The organism is Frigoribacterium faeni (assembly GCF_011761235.1).
Taxonomy (GTDB): domain Bacteria; phylum Actinomycetota; class Actinomycetes; order Actinomycetales; family Microbacteriaceae; genus Frigoribacterium; species Frigoribacterium faeni_A.
The window spans coordinates 86465-105369 of the sequence record NZ_JAAOYW010000001.1 but is presented as its reverse complement, the minus strand read 5'-3'; the positions used below and the strand labels follow the sequence as shown (position 1 = coordinate 105369).

At 74.0% G+C, this 18905-nt stretch carries 17 protein-coding genes and 1 tRNA gene; 8 read left to right on the top strand and 10 right to left on the bottom strand.

Annotation, left to right across the window (positions count from 1 at the left end):
* Nucleotides 1-159 precede the first annotated feature (159 nt).
* From FHR78_RS00500 to FHR78_RS00480, 5 genes are all read right to left on the bottom strand, one after another.
* A complete protein-coding gene (locus FHR78_RS00500) occupies nt 160-1185 on the bottom strand; it encodes a glycine betaine ABC transporter substrate-binding protein (RefSeq protein WP_166758589.1) in 1026 nt (341 codons plus the stop codon).
* Nucleotides 1182-1967, bottom strand: a complete 786-nt coding sequence (locus FHR78_RS00495; RefSeq protein ID WP_166758588.1) for an ABC transporter permease — start codon at nt 1965-1967, stop codon at nt 1182-1184. The genes FHR78_RS00500 and FHR78_RS00495 overlap by 4 nt, the downstream gene beginning before the upstream one ends.
* Nucleotides 1964-3295, bottom strand: a complete 1332-nt coding sequence (locus FHR78_RS00490) for an ABC transporter ATP-binding protein (protein WP_166758587.1) — start codon at nt 3293-3295, stop codon at nt 1964-1966. Before FHR78_RS00490 ends, FHR78_RS00495 begins: the two co-directional genes overlap by 4 nt.
* Entirely contained in the window at nt 3282-3932 is a 651-nt protein-coding gene (locus tag FHR78_RS00485) for an ABC transporter permease (RefSeq protein WP_166758586.1), read from the bottom strand. The genes FHR78_RS00490 and FHR78_RS00485 overlap by 14 nt, the downstream gene beginning before the upstream one ends.
* A 282-nt stretch (nt 3933-4214) precedes the next feature.
* Complete coding sequence (locus FHR78_RS00480; protein ID WP_166758585.1) at nt 4215-5603, bottom strand: LLM class flavin-dependent oxidoreductase; 1389 nt, start codon at nt 5601-5603, stop codon at nt 4215-4217.
* Nucleotides 5604-5682: 79 nt separating this feature from the next.
* Between FHR78_RS00480 and FHR78_RS00475 the strand changes: the two genes are divergently transcribed.
* Entirely contained in the window at nt 5683-6888 is a 1206-nt protein-coding gene (locus FHR78_RS00475) for an MFS transporter (protein WP_347877986.1), read from the top strand.
* Between the two features lie 110 nt (nt 6889-6998).
* Here FHR78_RS00475 and FHR78_RS00470 read toward each other — a convergent pair whose 3' ends face one another.
* The 5 genes from FHR78_RS00470 to FHR78_RS00450 form a co-directional block, all read right to left on the bottom strand.
* Nucleotides 6999-8393 (bottom strand): NAD(P)/FAD-dependent oxidoreductase, encoded by a 1395-nt coding sequence (locus FHR78_RS00470; protein WP_166758584.1) that lies wholly within the window; start codon nt 8391-8393, stop codon nt 6999-7001.
* 140 nt (nt 8394-8533) lie between these two features.
* Entirely contained in the window at nt 8534-8767 is a 234-nt protein-coding gene (locus tag FHR78_RS00465) for a hypothetical protein (protein ID WP_166758583.1), read from the bottom strand.
* A gap of 82 nt (nt 8768-8849) precedes the next feature.
* Nucleotides 8850-9827 carry an aldo/keto reductase gene (locus FHR78_RS00460; protein WP_166758582.1) on the bottom strand — a complete coding sequence of 326 codons (978 nt, stop codon included), beginning with the start codon at nt 9825-9827 and terminating at the stop codon, nt 8850-8852.
* A 102-nt stretch (nt 9828-9929) separates the two neighbouring features.
* A complete protein-coding gene (locus FHR78_RS00455; protein ID WP_166758581.1) occupies nt 9930-10817 on the bottom strand; it encodes an alpha/beta hydrolase in 888 nt (295 codons plus the stop codon).
* 119 nt (nt 10818-10936) lie between these two features.
* Nucleotides 10937-11021, bottom strand: a tRNA-Leu gene (locus tag FHR78_RS00450).
* Nucleotides 11022-11119: 98 nt separating this feature from the next.
* On the opposite strand from FHR78_RS00450, the gene FHR78_RS00445 reads away from it, so the two are divergent.
* The 7 genes from FHR78_RS00445 to FHR78_RS00415 all read left to right on the top strand — a co-directional run bounded on the left by FHR78_RS00445 (nt 11120) and on the right by FHR78_RS00415 (nt 18892).
* Nucleotides 11120-12442, top strand: coding sequence for a M20/M25/M40 family metallo-hydrolase (locus FHR78_RS00445; RefSeq protein WP_166758580.1), 1323 nt, complete (start codon nt 11120-11122; stop codon nt 12440-12442).
* 25 nt (nt 12443-12467) lie between these two features.
* Nucleotides 12468-13310 carry an undecaprenyl-diphosphate phosphatase gene (locus FHR78_RS00440; protein ID WP_166758579.1) on the top strand — a complete coding sequence of 281 codons (843 nt, stop codon included), beginning with the start codon at nt 12468-12470 and terminating at the stop codon, nt 13308-13310.
* On the top strand, nt 13307-14566 hold the full coding sequence (mshC, locus tag FHR78_RS00435) for a cysteine--1-D-myo-inosityl 2-amino-2-deoxy-alpha-D-glucopyranoside ligase (protein WP_166758578.1): 1260 nt from the start codon (nt 13307-13309) through the stop codon (nt 14564-14566). The genes FHR78_RS00440 and mshC overlap by 4 nt, the downstream gene beginning before the upstream one ends.
* A 65-nt stretch (nt 14567-14631) precedes the next feature.
* Nucleotides 14632-15951: a histidine kinase gene (locus FHR78_RS00430; RefSeq protein WP_166758577.1), complete on the top strand. Its 1320-nt coding sequence runs from the start codon at nt 14632-14634 to the stop codon at nt 15949-15951.
* 101 nt (nt 15952-16052) lie between these two features.
* Nucleotides 16053-16724, top strand: coding sequence for a response regulator transcription factor (locus FHR78_RS00425; RefSeq protein ID WP_347878078.1), 672 nt, complete (start codon nt 16053-16055; stop codon nt 16722-16724).
* Nucleotides 16725-16904: 180 nt separating this feature from the next.
* Nucleotides 16905-17789, top strand: a complete 885-nt coding sequence (locus FHR78_RS00420) for an ATP-binding cassette domain-containing protein (protein WP_166758576.1) — start codon at nt 16905-16907, stop codon at nt 17787-17789.
* Nucleotides 17786-18892, top strand: a complete 1107-nt coding sequence (locus FHR78_RS00415; protein WP_208392731.1) for an ABC transporter permease — start codon at nt 17786-17788, stop codon at nt 18890-18892. Before FHR78_RS00420 ends, FHR78_RS00415 begins: the two co-directional genes overlap by 4 nt.
* The last annotated feature ends 13 nt before the right edge of the window (nt 18893-18905 follow it).

The following is an 18905-nucleotide window of genomic DNA, read 5'->3' as shown; positions in this document are numbered from 1 at the left end:
TGGCGACCCCCGGGCCACGCCCTCCTTTAGACGACACCTGTCGCACAGACGGGTCACCCTGGGCGCCTGCCCCACGGACGGGGGACGACGAACGGCAGGTGTCCCCACCTGCCGTTCACCCTGCGGATAGCCCGTGTTAATCACCCCACGGGCGAGGGGTCACGGGCGTGTCACGAACCCCTTCTCGACCATCCAGTCGAAGGCCACGTCCGCGGGCTCCTCGCCCTCGACGTCCACGCGTCGGTTGAGCGTGCGCAGCTCGTCGTCGGTCAGGGCGGGGGAGATCTGGTCGTAGACGCCGGCGAGCTGCGGGTAGCGCGCCAGCACGTCGTCCGTGAGGACGGGTGCCACGTTGTACGCCGGGAAGAACCCCTGGTCGTCCTCGAGGACCGTGAGGTCGAGGGAGTCGATCCGACCGTCCGTCGTGAACACCTCGCCGAAGTTGCAGCGCCCCCGGTCGGTCGCCTCGTAGACGGTGCCCGTGTCGAGGATGCTGACGTTGCCGGTCGGCACGCCGTCGGCGGCGCCGAGCTCGAGGCCGTACCGCTCGAGCATCGGGGCGAACCCGTCGGCGCGCGAGTTGAACTCGGCCTCGACGCAGAACGTGCGCTGCTCGACGGGCAGGGCCGCGATCTGCGAGAGCGTGGCCACGTCGCCCAGCTCGGCGACCGCCTCCGACCGGACCGCCATCGCGTAGGTGTTGTTGAGCGGCGCCGGCTCGAGCCAGACGAGGCCGTTCTCCTCGTCGGCGTCGCGAACGGCCGTGTACTGCTCGTCCTTGTCCGGGATGCCCGCCTCCTGGCCCAGGTAGGTCAGCCAGGCGGTGCCCGTGTACTCGTAGGTCATGTCGGCGCCGCCGTCGAGCATGAGCTGCCGCACGGCGACGCTGCCCGGCACGTTGGTCATGTCCGTCACCTCGAAGCCGGCGGCCTGGGCGGCGAGCACGGCGATCTTGCCGAGGATCAGCTGCTCGGTGAAGTTCTTCGCCGTCACGGTGATCGCGGCGTCGTCGGGCAGGTCGTCCTGGGCCTCGATCGACCCGGGGGCGACCGCGGGCACGAAGGCCGTCGCGGGCTGCAGGCCGCAGCCCGTGAGGACGGCCGCGGACGAGGCCGCCACGAGGCCCAGCAGGGAGGCGCGGCGCAGCGCCCGGGGGAGGCGGCGCGAGGCGGGGGCGGGGGTCATCGGAGGCCCTTCGGTCGGGCGACGTGCTCGACCACGCGGCCGAGCCAGTCGATCAGCAGCGCCAGGAGCGCGACGAGCAGGGCGCCCGAGACGAGCACCTTCGGCAGGAACAGGTTGACGCCGGTCGTGATGAGCAGCCCGAGGCCGCCGGCGCCGATGAACGTGGCGAGCGCCGCCGAGCCGACGAGCAGCACGAGGGCCGTGCGGATGCCGGAGAGCATGACGGGCACGGCGAGGGGCAGCTCGACGCGGAACAGCACGGAGACGGCGGACATCCCCATGCCCCGGCCCGCCTCGACCAGGCGCGCGTCGACGCTCTGCAGGCCGATCATCGTGTTGCGGAGCACGGGCAGGACCGCGTACAGCACGAGGGCGACGACGGCCGTCCAGAACGAGAAGCCGAGCCACAGCGCCAGCAGCACGATCAGGCCGACCGCGGGGGCCGCCTGCCCGACGTTGGCCAGCACGAGCACCGGCCCCGCCGCGCGGCGGAACGGCCGGCGGGTGAGCAGGACCCCCAGGGGCACGGCCAGCACGAGCACGATGACGGCCGAGGCGAAGGTGAGCGCGAGGTGCTCGCCCGTGTAGGTCAGCAGGGCCGACGGGTTCAGGGTCGTGCGCTCGGCGGTCGTCAGGTCCGCCGTCGACAGCCACACGGCGAACGCGGCGAACACCACGGCGACGGCGGCCGGCTGCACGACGAGCCCGAGCCACGTCGGCCGGGCCCGCCGGGCGCGCGCGGGTGCCGAGGAGGCGCCGGGCGCGTCCGCGACGGCCGTCACGGTCGGTCCCCGGTCCGGCCGGCCCCGTCGGCGACGCGCTCGTCGTCGACGTCTGCGGCGAGGTCGTCGGCGTCGTCGTCGTCCGACCCTGCCGGGGTCGTGCCCACGACGGGCAGCGGACCCGTGTTGGTGCCGACGGGAGCGTCGGTCAGGGCCACGGCCGCGGCCCGCCGGGCACGGGTGATGGCCTCCATGACCACCTCGACCGTGATGACCCCGACGAAGGCGTCGCGGCGGCCCGTCACCAGGGCGGCGCCCGCGCTGGAGACGAGCATCGTGTCGAGCGCGTCGTTGAGGGTCGCGCCGCTGCCGATCACGGGCAGCTCGGGGTCGGTGCCGTCCGGCACGACGTCGAGCCGCGAGAGCTGGCGCAGCGACGGCCAGCGGGCCGGCCGGCCTCGGTCGTCGACGACGACGGCGTGCTCGTGCCCCGCGGCCTCGACGCGGGCGGCGACCTCGCGGCCGGTCTCGCCCGCACGGGCGACCACCGCCTCCGCCAGGTCGACGTCGCGCACGCGGGTGAGGGTGAGCTGCTTCAGCCCCGCGCCCGACCCGATGAAGTTCTCGACGAACTCGTTCGCGGGCTCGGCGAGGATCCGCTCGGGGGTGTCGTACTGCACGATGTGCGCGCCCTCGGAGAAGATGACGATCCAGTCGCCGAGCTTGACCGCCTCGTCGAAGTCGTGGGTGACGATGACGATCGTCTTCTGCAGCTCGTGCTGGATGTTGATCAGCTCGTCCTGCAGGCGCTGGCGCGTGATGGGGTCGACGGCCCCGAACGGCTCGTCCATCAGCAGCACGGGCGGGTCCGCCGCGAGGGCCCGGGCCACGCCGACGCGCTGCTGCTGCCCGCCCGAGAGCTCGCGGGGGAACCGGTCGCGGTAGGTCTCCGGGTCGAGCGAGACGAGCTCGAGCAGCTCGTCGACGCGGGCCGCGATGCGGTCGGAGGCCCAGCCGAGCATCTTGGGCACGATGGCGATGTTGGCCGCCACGGTCATGTGCGGGAACAGCCCGCCGGCCTGGATCACGTAGCCGATGCGCCGGCGCAGCTCGTCGCCGTCGATGTCGGTGACGTCGTCGCCGCCGAGCACGACACGGCCCTCGGTCGGCTCGATCAGCCGGTTGATCATCTTGAGGGTCGTGGTCTTGCCGCAGCCGGAGGGGCCCACGAGCATGACGATCTTGCCGGCGGGGATCTCGAGGGTGATGCCGTCCACGGCGGGCGCGGACTGGCCCGGGTAGCGCTTCGTCACCTGGTCGAGCAGGATGCTGCGGCCCGAGACCTCGGCGGTCGCGTCGGGGACGGTGGGGGAGTCAGTTCTGGACAACGATGCCTCGCGAGACGGTCAGGCGGCCGAGGCCGACGAGCAGGAGATCGAGCACCAGGGCGAGGACGACGACGCCGACCACCCCGGTGACCACGGAGGCGAGCGCGTTCGCGCCGCCGGCCCGGGACAGGCCCGAGAAGATGAAGCCGCCGAGGCCGGGCCCCAGCGAGTACGCCGCCACGGCGGCGATGCCCATCACCATCTGCGCGCTGACGCGCACGCCGGTGAGGATGACCGGCCAGGCGAGCGGCAGCTGCACCTGGACGAGCGTGCGGAAGCTGCTCATGCCGATGCCCCGGGCCGACTCGACCAGCGCGGGGTCGACCTGCGTGAGCCCGACGACGGCGTTGCGCAGCACGGGCAGGGTCGCGAAGAAGGTCACGACGACGACGGCCGGCACCACGCCGAAGCCGAGGGGCACGATGAGCAGCCCGACGACGGCGAACGACGGCAGCGTGAGCCCGACGGCCGAGACGCCGTTCGCGAGGGCGATGAGGCCGGGCACGCGATGCACCAGGGCGGCGACCACGACGGCGATCACGACCGCCAGCACGAGGCACTGGACCACCAACGAGAAGTGCTGCCACGCGGCGAACCAGATCTGGTCCCACCGCCCCGACACGTAGTCCCACGCCATCTGTTCCCCGTTCCTCGTCACACGCTCGTCGACCCTCTGCACGAACGCCCGGCCTGGCCGGGCGATCGGCGTCCACCATAACGAGGACACGTCGGGTCCTGTCGAGGCGACAGGTGTCGTCAGGGGGTCCGGGCGCCCCGGATCGTTACCTGCGCCGGGGCGGGGAACCCCTGGTCAGGGCCGGGCTGGGCCGATCGCCCCCGCCCGTGTGTAACGATCTCGGCCGAGACGCCGGAGGCGCGGTGCACGGCCCCCCGCACCGCGCCTCCCGAGGGGCTCCCGTCAGGCCGGCGGCACCGGCGCCGTGACCTTGTGGCGGGCGCCGTGGTGCTCGTCGGGCAGGCGGTCGCCGCGGCCGAACAGCTTCTGGCGCAGCGTGCCCGGCTCGTACTCCGTGGGGTAGACGCCGCGTGCCTGCAGCACCGGCACGACGTGCTCGACGATGTCCTCGAAGGTGCCCGGCGTGATCGCGTAGGCGAGGTTGAAGCCGTCGACGTCGGTCTCGGCGACCCACTCCTGCAGCTGGTCCGCGATCTGCTCGCCCGACCCGACGATGCGGGGCCCGAGGCCGCCGATGCTGGCCGCCTCGGCGATGTCGCGGATGGTCCACACCTTCTCGTCGGCCCCCTCCTGCGCCTGGAAGTTCGCGAGCGCCGACTGGATCGCGTTGCTCTCGACGTCGCCGACGGGGTCGTCGAGCGAGTAGGTCGACAGGTCGACGCCCATCCAGCCGGACATCAGGGTCAGCGCGCCCTCGTGGGACGCCCAGCGGCGGTACTCCTCGTGCTTGGCCTCGGCGGCCTCGGGCGTCGCGTCGGTGATGATCGTCAGCAGCGTGTAGATGCGGGCGGAGTGCCGGTCGCGGCCCGCCTCCTCGAGCGCGTCGCGGAGCTTCGTCACGGTCGCGGCGAGCCGCTCCTTCGTCGGGGCCGCGACGAAGATCGACTCGGCGTTGCCGGCGGCGAAGCGGATGCCCCGCGGCGACGCGCCCGCCTGGTAGATGACGGGGGTGCGCTGCGGGCTCGGCTCCGAGACGTGGATGCCGGGCACCTTGTACCACCGGCCCTCGTGCCCGATCTCGTGCACCTTCGTCGGGTCGGTGAAGACGCCGCTCTCGCGGTCCCGCACGACGGCGTCGTCCTCCCACGACCCCTCCCACAGCTTGTACAGCACCTCGAGGTACTCGTCGGCCTGGTCGTAGCGGTCGTCGTGGTCGAGCTGGTCGTCGGCGCCCATGTTTCGGGCCGCGCTGGGCAGGTAGCCGGTGACGACGTTCCAGCCGACCCGTCCGTCGGTGAGGTGGTCGAGGGTCGACATGCGACGAGCGAAGGGCACGGGGTGCTCGTAGGCCGTGCCGGCGGTGATGCCGAAGCCGAGGTGCTCGGTCGCGGCCGCCATGGCCGAGACGAGCAGGATCGGGTCTCCGACGGGCGTCTGCGTGCCGTTGCGGAGCGCGGCGTCGTGGTCGCCCCCGTAGACGTCGTACGTGCCGAGCACGTCCGCGATGAAGAGGCCGTCGAAGCGACCCCGCTCGAGGAGGTGCGCGAGGGAGGTCCAGTAGCTGAGCTTCGTGTAGTCGGGCGAGCGGTCGTCGGGGTGCCGCCAGAGACCGGGGGACTGGTGTCCCACGCAGTTCATGTCGAAGGCGTTGAACCGGATGCGTCGAGTCATGGCGCCATCGTCGCCGCCGCGCCGCACCGCCGCCACGTCCGCGCAACGCGGCGTCACACGCGACGCCTAGTCTTGGTCGGTGACCCGCCGAGCCCTGCCCCGCCCTCCTCGCGTCCGGCTCGGGCGCGACGTCGTCGTCCTCGGCGTGATCGCGTTCTTCGTCATGGTCGGCTTCGGCGTGGTCGTGCCGGTGCTGCCCGTCTACGCCGCGAGCTTCGGCGTCGGCTACGTGGCCGTCGGCGCGGTCCTCTCGGCCTTCGCCCTGATGCGCCTCGTCGCGAGCCCGTTCGTCGGGCGCATGATCGACGTCGCGGGCGAGCGCGTGGTGCTCTCGGTCGGCATCGGCATCGTCGCCGTGTCGAGCGGCCTCGCCGGCCTCGCGCACGACTACGTGCAGCTGCTGGTGCTGCGCGGGGTCGGCGGCATCGGGTCGGCGATGTTCACGATCTCGGCCATGACCCTGCTGCTCGCCTCGACCACGCCCGAGCGGCGGGCGCGCTCGATCGGCTTCTACCAGGGCGGGTTCCTCGTCGGCGGCATGGCCGGGCCGGCGCTCGGCGGGCTGCTCGCGACCGTCTCGCTCACCGCCCCGTTCTTCTTCTACGCCGGGACCCTCGCGGTCGCGGGACTGGTCGGCATCCTGCTGCTGAGCCCGCCCCGCCGCGTCGACGGCGGGCGCGCCTCGGCCGTCGAGCTCGCCCGGCCCCTCGCCGACGTGCTGCGCGACGTGCGCTTCCGGGCCGCCTGCGTCGCGAGCTTCGCCCAGGGCTGGTCGTCGCTGGGGGTCCGCAGCGCGCTCGTGCCGGTGCTCGTCGTCGAGGTGCTGCTGCAGCCGACGTCGTGGACGGGCGTCCTGTTCGCCGTCGCCGCGGTCGCCCAGACCCTCGCGCTCGCCCCGGCCTCGCGCTTCGTCGACACCGTCGGGCGCCGCCCCGCGGTGATCGGGTCGTTCGCGGTGGCCGCCGTCTCGCTGGCGCTCGTCCCCCTCGCTCCGGGGCTCGTCTCGCTCGGCGCCCTCCTGGCCGTCTACGGCGTCGCCACGGCCTTCATGGGCACGGCCCCGGCGGCGCTGGTCGGCGACGCGGCCGGCGCCCGCGGCGGACGTCCCGTGGCGATCTTCTCGATGTGCTCCGACGTGGGCGCGATCGCCGGGCCCCTGGTGGCCGGGCTGCTCGTCGACGTCGCGTCCTTCGAGGTCGCCTTCGGCACGGCGGCGGCCCTGCTGGCGGTCAGCGCCCTGGTGGCCGTGCGGCTGCCCCGGGGCGTGCCCGTCCCGCAGCCCTAGCGGTCCGCAGGCCCGGTCGGCCCGGTCGGCCCGCCCCGTCCCGGCACGGGACGACGAAGGAGGCGCGCCCCGGTGACCCGGGACGCGCCTCCTCTGCTCTGGCGGTCGCGCTACTTCTTCGCGGCGCCGGTCTTCGTCGCGGGCTTCGCCGCGCTCTTCGACTCGGTCGCCGGGTCCGACTTCGGCTGGACGACAGGGGTCACCTTGAGGAACCCGGCACGCGGGTCCTTCAGGCCGACGAGCGGGGTCTGGTCGCGGCCGCCCACGAAGTTCGTGACCCAGCCGGCGAGGATGCGCCACTTCCGGTTGAGCGTCGGCATCGCGTAGAGGTGGTAGCCGCGGTGGGCGAGCCACGCCGGCACGTTCTTGACCGACACGCCCTTGAGCACGCCCGCCCCCTTGCCGATGCCGTAGCTCGCGACGGTGCCGAGCGACTCGTGGCGGTACTCGCTCGCCGGGGCGCCCGAGAGCGCGGCGATGACGTTGTCCGCGACGGTGACCGCCTGGCGGACGGCGTTCTGCGCGTTCGGCGGGTAGTAGGCCGGCTGCTTCTCGGCCAGCAGGTTCGGCACCTGCGCGACGTCGCCGAGCGACCAGACGCCGTCGAGCTTCTCGCCCTGCTCGGTCTCGACCTGCAGGGTGGCGCTGACGTTGACGTGGCCCTTCGGGCCGAGCGGCAGGCCGAGGTCGGCGACGACCGGGTTGGGCTTGACGCCGGCCGTCCAGACGATGGTGCCGGCCGGGATGGTCTCGCCGTCGCTGAGGACGACGTCGCCGTCGACGCACGAAGGCATCGTCGTGCCGAGGCGCACGTCGATGCCGCGGCCGCGGAGGTGGCCGAGCGTCCACTTCGAGAGCTCGGGGCCGACCTCGGGGGCGACGCGGTCGAGGGCCTCGACGAGCACGAAGCGCAGCTCGTCGCGGGACAGCGTCGGGAACTGGTCGACGGCCGCCTTGGCGGCGTCGTCGAGCTCGGCCATCGCCTCGACGCCGGTGTAGCCGCCGCCGACGAAGACGACGGTCATCAGCTTGCGGCGGGTGGCGGCGTCGGTGACCGACGCGGCCTCCGAGATGTTGCCGAGGACGCGGTCGCGGACGTACTGCGCCTCCTCCACGCTCTTGAAGCCGACGCCGTTCTCGGCGAGGCCGGGCGTCGGGAACGTGCGCGTGACGGCGCCGAGGGCGACGACGAGCTGGTCGTAGGCCAGCTCCTGCTCACGGCCGTCGGCCGTGGTGACCGTGACCTTCTTGGCCGTCGAGTCGAGGCCCGTGACCCCGGCCTCCACGACGGTGGTCCGGCGCAGCGCCTTGCGCAGCTGCACGGTCACGTCGCGCGGGGCGATGTGCCCGCCGGCGACCTCCGGCAGGAACGGCTGGTACGTGTAGTACGGCGACTGGTCGACCAGCGTGATGCTGGCGCTCTGCGGCGGACGACGCTTCTGCAGCTCGAGTGCGGTGGTGAGCCCGGCGGAACCGCCGCCGAGGATGATGATTCGCTGTGTCATGGATGTGTTCCTCCCTGCGACGACCGTACTCTGCGGGGGCCACGCGGGGCGAGACGCCCGGCCGCGGGGGCCGGACGAGACGACGCCCCGGCCTGGGCAGGCACGGGGCGTCGGCGGTGCGGGCGGCGTCGCCCGTCGGGTCAGCGCTCCGAGGGGACGTCCGAGTCGGTGTACGAGCCGTCGGCCTCGCCGTCGTGCGGTCCGTCGGTCGTGCCGCCGTCCTCGGGGACGTCGCTGTCGACGTACGAGCCGTCCGACTCGCTGGAGGTCGTGGTGTCCTTCGTGACCCGCGTCTCGTCGTGGCCGTGGTGCTCGGTGTGCTCGGCGTGCTCGTGCTCGGTGTGCTCGTCGGTGCCGTGGTGCTCGGTGCCCATGGGGTGCCTCCGTCTTCGTCGTGGCGGTCGGCGTCCTCGCCGCCCGTGCGGCTCACCCTAGACGGGCTCGACGCCCGAGGGCTCAGAAGCCCTCGTTCTCCCGCGTGACGTAGGGCGACTCGAGCCGGTCGAGCTCGTCGTCCGTCAGCCACAGGTCGGCCGAGGCGACCGCGTCGTCGAGGTGCTGCATCTTCGTGGCGCCGACGATCGGCGCCGAGACGACCTCCTGCTGCCGCACCCAGGCCAAGGCGACCTGGGCCCGGGACACGCCCCGCGCCTCCGCGACCTCGGCGACCGCGGCGGCGACGCGACGGTCGCCGTCCTCCTGCTGCCGGTACAGGGTCTGGCCGAAGCGGTCGGTCTCGGTGCGCGCCGTGGTGGCGTCCCAGTCACGGGTGAGCTTGCCGCGGGCCAGGGGCGACCACGGGATGACGCCCACGCCCTGGTCGAGGCAGAGCGGGTGCATCTCGCGCTCCTCCTCACGCTGCACGAGGCTGTACTGGTCCTGCATCGAGACGAAGCGGGTCCAGCCGCCGAGGTCGGCGGTGTGCTGCGCCTTCGCGAACTGCCAGGCCCACATGCTCGACGCTCCGATGTACCGCGCCTTGCCCGAGCGGACGACGTCGTGCAGGGCCTCCATGGTCTCCTCGATCGGGGTCTCGGGGTCCCAGCGGTGGATCTGGTACAGGTCGACGTGGTCGGTGCCGAGCCGGCGCAGGCTGTCGTCGATCGCGCTCATGACGTGCGCCCTCGACAGGCCGGCGCCGTTGGGCCCGGGGTGCATGCGCCCGTTGACCTTGGTCGCGATGACGACCTCGTCGCGGCGCGCGAAGTCCGCCAGCGCCCGGCCGACGATCTCCTCGCTGGTGCCGTCGCTGTAGACGTCCGCGGTGTCGAACGTCGTGATGCCCTGCTCGAGGGCACGTCGGATGAACGGCCGCGAGGCCTCCTCGTCCAGCGTCCACTCGTGCGCGCCCCGGTCGGGCACGCCGAAGCTCATGCAGCCGAGGATGATCGTCGAGACCTGCAGGCCGCTCGTGCCGAGTCGCGTGTGCTCCATGGTGTGTGTCCTCTCGTCGCCGCCGACCCTATGCCGGTCGACGTCGGGCCGGTCGGCGCGGGCCCGGTCGAGGCCGTGGGGAGGCGGGGCGGGGGAGCGAGGTCAGGCCCGGCCGCGCAGCACGCCGGCCAGGTGCGCGGTGGCCCGCCGCGCCTCCCTCGTCCACGGGGCGCCGACGAAGACGTGGAACGCGCCGCGGTACAGGCGCAGCTCGACGTCGCCGCCGGCCCGCGAGACGCGCCGGGCGAGCTCCTTCGCGTCGGCGACCAACAGGTCGCGGTCGCCCTGGTAGGCGAAGACGGGAGGGAGGCCGCCGAGCTCGCCGAAGAGCGGGCTCACCAGCGGGTCGCGGCGGTCGTGCGCCCCGGCCCACCACGCGCCCGCGGCGACGAGCCCGTCACGGCCGAGCATCGGGTCGAGGTCGGCGAGCCAGGGCACCTCGGGGTCGCTCAGGGTCGCGTCGAGCCACGGCGAGACGAGCAGCAGGGACGCGGCCGCGGGCCTGCCGGCGTCCCGGTGCCGCAGGGCCTGGACCAGGGCGAGCGCGCCCCCGGCCGAGTCGCCCCCGAGGTGGACGACCTCGACGCCCTCGGAGCGGAGCCCGTCGTGCACGGCGTCGAGCAGCCGGACGGCGTCGTCGACGTCGTGCTCGGGCGCCAGGCCGTAGAGCGGCACCGTCACCGTCACGCCGGAGGCGCGGACCAGTCGGGCGAGGAGCGCCCAGTGGGTGCGCAGCGCCGGGTACACGTAGGCGCCGCCGCACGTCCAGACCAGGTGCGCGCCGGTGGCGCCGCGGCGAGGGGTGATCCGGACGACGCGCTGCCCCTCGACCGTGGTCTCGGTGACGACGGCGACCCGGTGCAGGCTGCGCGGGAACGGAGCAGCCTCCGTGCCTCGCCTCGCGATCTCGCGCCGCACGCTCTGTCCGCTCCGCGTCGTGCGGGGGAACAGGTACAGCAGGGAGCGCGTGGCGGCCATGAGGAGCGACATGAGGCGACCCTACGGCCCGGTCGACGGGGCGGCCCGGTCGACGGGACAGAGAAAAGGCCCCGCCGGAGCGGGGCCTTCGTCTGACACTGTCTCAACCAATGTCTCGATCTCACGATCGGTGTCCGAGGGGGGACTTGAACCCCCACGCCCTATACGGGCACTAGCACCTCAAGCTAGCGCGTCTGCCATTTCCGCCACCCGGACTGGATGGTGCCTGCCGAAGCCGACTGCGAAACACTAGCACGACCACGGAGGCACTCTCGACCACGGGCAGGAGGCGGACGCCGGGTACCGTGGACGGCATGACGACGAGCGCATCGCAGCCGGACCACCACGACCTCGACGAGACGGCCGTCATCGCGCGCGACCTGATCCGCTTCGACACCTCCAACTACGGAGGCGGCCGGTCCGAGGGCGAGGCGGACGCGGCCGAGTACGTGGCCGAGGCCCTGCGGGCGCTCGACCTCGAGCCGCAGCTCTTCGAGTCCGAGCCGGGCCGCGTCAGCGTGGTCGCCCGCGTCGAGGGCGCCGACCGGGCGAAGCCGGGCCTCGTCGTCCACGGCCACCTCGACGTCGTGCCCGCCGACCCGGCGAACTGGTCGGTCGACCCGTTCGCCGGCGTCGTGAAGGACGACATGCTCTGGGGCCGCGGCGCCGTCGACATGAAGAACATGGACGCGATGATGCTGACCTCGCTCGGCGACATCCTCCGCTCCGGCGAGCGCCCCGCCCGCGACCTCGTCGTCGGCTTCTTCGCCGACGAGGAGGCCGGGGGAGTGCTCGGCTCGCACTTCCTCGTGAAGGAGCACCCCGAGCTGTTCGCGGGCGCGACCGAGGCCATCAGCGAGGTGGGCGGCTACTCGACCTACATCGACGGGCGTCGCTCGTACCTGCTGCAGACGGGCGAGAAGGCGCTGATCTGGATCACGCTCCGCACGCGCGGCACCGCGGGCCACGGCTCGCAGATGATCCGGGCCAACGCGGTGACCCGGCTCGCCGAGGCCGTCGCGGCCCTCGGCCGTCAGGAGTGGCCCATCGCCCTCACCGAGACGACGACGGCGCTGCTGGGCGAGGTCGCGCGCATCCTCGACGTCGACGTGACGCAGACCGCGCCCGACGAGCTCGTGCTGCACACCGGGACGGCGCAGGGGTTCATCCGCGGCTCGCTGCGCACGACGACGAACCCGACGATGCTGACGGCGGGCTACAAGCACAACGTCGTCCCCGACACGGCGGAGGCGCGGGTCGACATCCGCTGCATGCCCGGCCAGGAGGAAGCGGTCCTCGCCCAGGTGCGCGAGCTCGTCGGCGACGACGTCGAGATCGAGACCGTCCACACCGACATCGGGCTCGAGACGCCCTTCTCGGGCGACCTCGTCGAGTCGATCACGGCCACCCTGCAGCGGCACGACCCGGGTGCGCCCGTCCTGCCGTACCTGCTGTCGGGCGGCACCGACAACAAGGCGCTGAGCCTGCTGGGGATCGCCGGCTACGGCTTCGCCCCGCTGCGGCTGGGGCAGGACATGGACTTCCCGGCGATGTTCCACGGGGTCGACGAGCGGGTCCCGCTCGACGCACTAGCCTTTGGCAGTCGCGTCCTCCGGGACCTCCTGGCGACCTACTGACACCCCCACCAGAAGGGCACCACGCGTGGAGCATCTCCTCCAGGCACTCCTGCTCGGCCTCGTCCAGGGCCTGACGGAGTTCCTCCCCATCTCGTCGAGCGCCCATCTGCGGCTCGTCGGCCTGTTCTTCTCCGACCCCGACGGCGCCGCGGCGTTCGACCCCGGGGCGACGTTCACCGCGATCACGCAGCTCGGCACCGAGCTCGCCGTCGTCATCTACTTCTGGGGCGACATCAGGCGGATCGTCACGCGCTGGTTCCAGGGCGTCACCGGCAGGATCCCGCGCACCGACCCCGACGTGCGCATGGGCTGGCTCGTCATCATCGGGACGGTCCCGATCGTCCTGGTGGGCTACTTCGCGCAGGAGTACATCCGCACCGTCTTCCGCTCGCTCTGGATCGTCGCGATCGTGCTGATCGTCTTCGGCGTGCTGCTCGGCCTCGCCGACCGTCTCGGCAAGAAGCAGGCCCGCTTCGACGAGATGACCTACGGCCACGGCATCGCCGTCGGCGTCGCCCAGGTGCTGGCGCTGTTCCCCGGCGTCTCGCGGTCGGGCGCCACGACGACCGCCGCGCTGAGCCTCGGCTACACGCGTCCGGCCGCGGCGCGGTTCTCGTTCCTGCTCGCCGTGCCCGCGGTCTTCGGGAGCGGCCTCTTCGAGCTCGTCCAGAGCTTCAGCGAGCCGGGCCCCTACTCGCTCGGCGAGACCCTCGCGGCGACGGTGGTCGCCTTCGTCGTCGGGTTCGTCGTCATCGCCTTCTTCATGAACTACATCTCGAAGCGCAGCTTCCTGCCCTTCGTCGTGTACCGCATCCTGCTCGGCGGCGTCCTGCTGGTCCTGCTCGGCACGGGCGTGGTGGCCGCGTGAGGGCCTGGGACGCGCCCGCGGTCCCGGCGCTGCCGGGCGACGGTCCGCTGCCCGTCCTGTGGGACACGGCCACCGCCTCCCTCGTGACGACCCGGCCCGTCGACGGCGTCGCGACCCTGTACGTGTGCGGAATCACGCCCTACGACGCGACGCACCTCGGGCACGCGTCGACGTACCTCGCGTTCGACTCGCTCGTCCGGGTCTGGCGCGACGCCGGCCTCCGGGTCGTGTACGCCCAGAACACCACCGACGTCGACGACCCGCTGCTCGAGCGCGCCACGGCGACCGGGGTCGACTGGCGGGCCCTCGCGGCCTCGCAGACCGACCTGTTCCGGTCCGACATGCAGCACCTGTCCGTCGTGCCGCCCGAGCACTACGTCGCGGTCACCGACGTCGTGGGCGACGTGGCCGACGCGGTCGCCGGCCTGCTCGACGCCGGCGTGGCCTACCGGGTCGACACCCCGGACTCGACGGACGGCGACGACGTCTACTTCGACGTCCGCGGCGCCGAGCGGGACACCTCGTGGCACCTCGGCCTCGAGAGCCGGTACGACGCCGAGACCATGGCGCGGTTCTTCGCCGAGCGCGGGGGAGACCCCGGCCGAGCCGGCAAGCGCGATCCCCTCGACCCGCTCCTCTGGCGCGCGGCCCGGGCCGACGAGCCGTCCTGGCCGACCTCGGTCGGCCCCGGTCGGCCCGGGTGGCACATCGAGTGCACGGTCATCGCCGAGCAGCACCTCGGCGGGACCGCGACCGTGGCGGGCGGCGGCAGCGACCTGGTGTTCCCCCACCACGAGATGAGCACGGCGCACGCCGAGTCCGTCACGGGTGCGCCGTCTGCCCGCCAGTGGGCGCACAGCGGCATGGTGGCGTACCAGGGCGAGAAGATGAGCAAGTCGCTCGGCAACCTCGTCAAGGTGAGCGAGCTGGTCTCGGCCGGCCACGACGCCCGGGCCGTGCGGCTGGCCATCACGGCCCACCACTGGCGGTCCGACTGGGAGTGGCTCGACGGCGACCTCGCCGCCGCCGAGGCGCGCCTCGCCCGCTGGGCCGCCTGGGCCGCAGGTGCGGCCGAGGACGAGCCCGGCGGCAGTGCGACGCCCCTCCTGGCCGCCCTGCGCGGAGCCCTCGCCGACGACCTCGACACGCCGCGGGCGATCCGGGCCGTCGACGACCACGTGGCGGCCGGACGGCCGGCGACGCGGGTCGACGTGGACGCGGTGGACGCGCTGCTGGGGGTGGACCTGCGGCGCTGACGCACCGCCGCCTCCTCGATCGTGACGAAGGCTCGCGACACGTCGCTCCTGACATACTGATCGGTGTGTCCGCCCCCGACTGCCCCGCCGACCACGACGAGACCGTGCCCCACCGGGGCGCCCTGACCCGTCGGCAGGCCCGGGGCGACGCCTGGCTCGCGGCCGGCCTGTTCGGGCTCGGGCTGCTGACGCTCTGGCTGGCGTCGATGGCCGCCGAGGGCACGGACGCCCCCGTCGCGCCGCTGTCCGAGTCGGTCGCGTGGCTCGTCGCCCTGTGCGCGCCCCTCGCGGTCCGACGTCGGGCGCCGGTCTCCGTCATGGCCGTCGTCAGCGCCGTGTTCGTCCTCAGCCAGCTGCGGGGCTACCCGGACGCGCTCACGCCGTCCGTCGTCGAGTTCCTCGCCATCCACACGGCGAACGCCTGGGCGCGCTCGGGCCGACGCGCCCTGGTCGGCAGCACCCTCGTCACGGCCGCCGTGCTCGCGTGGCTCGGCGTCGCCGTGCTGGGGGAGTTCCCGCTCGACGAGCCGGTGCCCGTGGCGACCGTGGCCGACGTCGTGTACTCGTTCGTCCTCAACCTGCTGTTCTTCCTCGCCGCCGTCTGGTCCGGCCGGGCCTCCCGTGTCTCGGCCGTCCGCCGCCACGCCCTCGAGCGCGCGGGGGTCGACCTCCGCGCGGCCCAGGAGCTCGTGGCCGACCGGGCCATCGGCGAGGAGCGCACGCGCATCGCCCGCGAGCTGCACGACGTCGTCGCGCACCACGTCGCCGTCATCGGGATCCAGGCGGGCGCGGCACGACGCACGCTCGACCGGCCCGAGATCGCCAGCGGCGCGCTCAGCGCCGTCGAGTCGACCGCGCGCACCGCCGTCGACGAGCTCGACCGCCTCGTCACCGTGCTGCGCGACCGCGACGACGCCGCACCGCACGGCCCGACGGGGCTCGCCGCCCTGCCGGGGCTCGTGGCCGAGACCCGCCGCCTCGGGCTCGACGTGCGCTTCAGCACCCACGGCGAGCGCTTCGACGTCCCGGACAGCGTCGGCGTCACGCTCTTCCGCGTCGCGCAGGAGGCGCTGACCAACACCCTGAAGCACGCGTCGGCGGGCGTCGCCGAGGTCCGCCTGCGGTTCCGCGACCGGGCGGTCGAGGTCGAGGTGACGGACGACGGCCTGGGCTCCGGCACGGGCTCGACCGCCGGGGCGCCCACGGGCTCCGGCCTCGGCCAGCGGGGCATGCGCGAGCGCGTCGACCTGCACGGCGGCGAGCTGCACGTCGGTCCCCGTCGTCGGGGCGGCTACCGCGTCCGGGCCGTCCTCCCCGCCGCCCGCACCCTCGACCCGGCGGGCGACGCCCGTCGTCCCGACCACGGAGAGGCCCCGACGCCGTGAACGACCTGCCCGACGTGCCCCACGCGCCCGATGTGCCGCACGATCCGCACGCCCCCGTCGACGCCACGCGCGACCCCGCCGACCGGGCGGCGCGTCGGCCGGTGCGCGTGCTCCTCGCCGACGACCAGGACCTGGTCCGGGCGGGCTTCCGCATCATCCTCGACACCGCCCCCGACGTCGTGGTCGTCGGCGAGGCGCGCGACGGCCTCGAGGCCGTCGCCGCGGCCGCCGCGACCCGGCCCGACGTCATCGTGATGGACGTCGAGATGCCGGGCGTCGACGGCATCGAGGCCACCCGCCGCATCCTCGAGGCCGCGTCGCCGGGCGGCCCGGCCGTGCTCGTGCTGACGACCTTCGGCCGCGGCGAGTACCTGTTCCGCGCCCTGCGCGCCGGCGCGAGCGGCTTCCTGCTCAAGACCTCGAGCCCGGAGGACCTGATCGCCGCCGTCGCCGTCGTCCACCGCGGCGACGCCCTGCTCGCGCCGGAGCTGACCCGCAGCGTCGTCTCGGCCGCCCTCGCCGACGCCGCCGCGTCGCCGATCGTCCCGAGCCCGCGGCTGGCGGCCCTGACCGAGCGCGAACGCGAGGTGCTCGACCGCATGGCCGCGGGTCGCTCGAACGCCGAGATCGCCCGTGAGCTGTACCTCGGCGAGGCGACCGTGAAGACCCACGTCTCGAACGTCCTCGCCAAGCTCGACCTCCGCGACCGCACGGCGGCCGTGGTCTTCGCCTACGAGAACGGGGTGGTCGTCCCGGGGGACGCGGTGCGCTGACGGCACCGGTGCGCCGAGGCCCGTGCGCCGGAGCCCGCCGTCGACCTCCGCCGGGCGGGCGAGGACGCGCCGGGCCGTGGGCGGGAGGCACGGCGCGACCACCGCCTCCTACGCTGGTGCCGACGGCCGACGCGCGCCGTCGACGACGGGCCGCCCCGGTGCCGCCCGGAGGGAGGCCCCGTGCTCGAGCTCGACCAGGTCCGTCGGTCGTTCGGCGACCGCACCGCCCTCGACGGGGTCTCGTTCGGCGTCGCCGAGGGGCGCCTGACGGGCTTCGTCGGCGCGAACGGCGCCGGCAAGACCACGACGATGCGGATCGTGCTCGGCGTGCTCGCGGCCGACTCGGGCGAGGTCCGGTGGGACGGCCGGCCGCTCGGCGACGACGTCCGCCGCCGCTTCGGCTACATGCCCGAGGAGAGGGGCCTGTACCCGAAGATGACGGTGCTCGCGCAGCTCGTCTACCTCGCACGCCTGCACGGGGTCGGGCGTGCGACGGCGCGGCGCCGGGCCCTCGAGGTGCTCGACCGGCTGGGCCTCGGCGACCGCGCCCGCGATCGGCTGGACTCCCTCTCGCTCGGCAACCAGCAGCGCGTCCAGATCGCCGCCGCGCTCGTGCACGAGCCGCTCGTGCTCGTGCTCGACGAGCCGTTCTCGGGCCTCGACCCCCTCGCCGTCGACGTGGTCGTCGCCGTGCTGCGCGAGCAGGCCGCCGCCGGCGTGCCCGTGTTGTTCTCGAGCCACCAGCTCGACGTCGTGGAGCGCCTCTGCGACGACCTCGTGGTCATCGCCGAGGGGACGGTCCGCGCGGCGGGCACGCGAGAGGAGCTCCGTGCCCGCTTCGCGCGGGCCCGGTGGAGCGTCGTGGTCGACGACGACGCGGGCTGGCTGCGCGACGAGCCCGGCGTCACCGTCGTCGAGCTCGACGGGCCCGAGGCCCTCGTCGAGCTGGCGCCCGGCGTCGACGACCAGGCCGTGCTGGCGGCCGGGCTGCGGCGCGGGCCCGTGCGGGCCTTCCACCCCGTCCTGCCCCGGCTCGCCGAGATCTTCGACGAGGTCGTGCGGTGACGGGCGCCGACCGGCCCGCCGCGCGCGGCCTCGTCTGGGTGGTCGCCCGGCGCGAGATGGCGGTCAAGCTCCGTGACCGGGCCTTCGTCGTCAGCGGCGTCGTCATGCTCGTGCTCATCGCCGCCGCGCTCGTCGTGCCGGTGCTGCTCGCCGGCGGGCCCGACCGGGTGGCCGTGCTCGACGCCTCCTCGGCCGCCGCCGTCGAGGCCGCCGGCGCCGAGGCCGTCACCGTCGGCACCGCCGACGACGCGACCGCGGCCGTCCGCTCGGGCGACGTCGACGCCGCCGTGCTCCCCGACGACGCGTCGCCGACGGGCCTGCGGGTCGTCGGGCTCGAGTCGGTCTCGTCCTCGCTCGTGCTCGGCACCAGCCAGGCGTCGCCCGTCGAGCTGCTCGAGCCCGCCGACGCCGACCCCCTCGTGACGGTCTTCGCGCCGCTGGCGTTCGGCGTCCTGTTCATGACGACGTCGCTGCTGTTCGGCCTCAGCATCGCCCAGAGCGTCGTCGAGGAGAAGCAGACCCGCGTCGTCGAGATCCTCGTGGCGGCCGTTCCCGTGCGCACCCTCCTCGCCGGCAAGGTGCTCGGCGCCGGGGCCCTGGCGATCGCGCAGACCGCGGTGCTCGCGACGGTGGCGCTCGGCGGCCTGGCCCTGACGGGGCGGGCCGACGCGCTGCCCGCCGACCTCCTCCCGGCGCTGTCCGCCGCGGTCGGCTGGTACGTGCCGTTCTTCGTCGCCGGGTTCCTCCTGCTTGCCGGGCTGTGGGCCGTCGCCGGCGCCCTCGTCTCCCGCATCGAGGACCTCGGCTCCACCACGACGCCGGTGCAGCTGCTCGTCATGCTGCCGTTCTTCGCCACGGTCTTCGTCGACGCGCCGGGGCCGGCCCTCACGGCGCTGTCGTTCGTCCCGTTCAGCGCCCCGGTGGCGATGCCGGTGCGCATGGTCGTCGAGGGCGGCGTGCCCGTCTGGCAGCCCCTCGTCGCGCTGGCCCTGCTCGCGGGGTGCGCCGTGGTCGTCGTGCTCGCGGCGGCGCGGCTCTACGAGGGGTCGCTGCTCCGCACCGGCGGCACGACGTCGCTCGGCCAGGCCTGGCGCCGTCGTTGACGGCGCGGCCGCT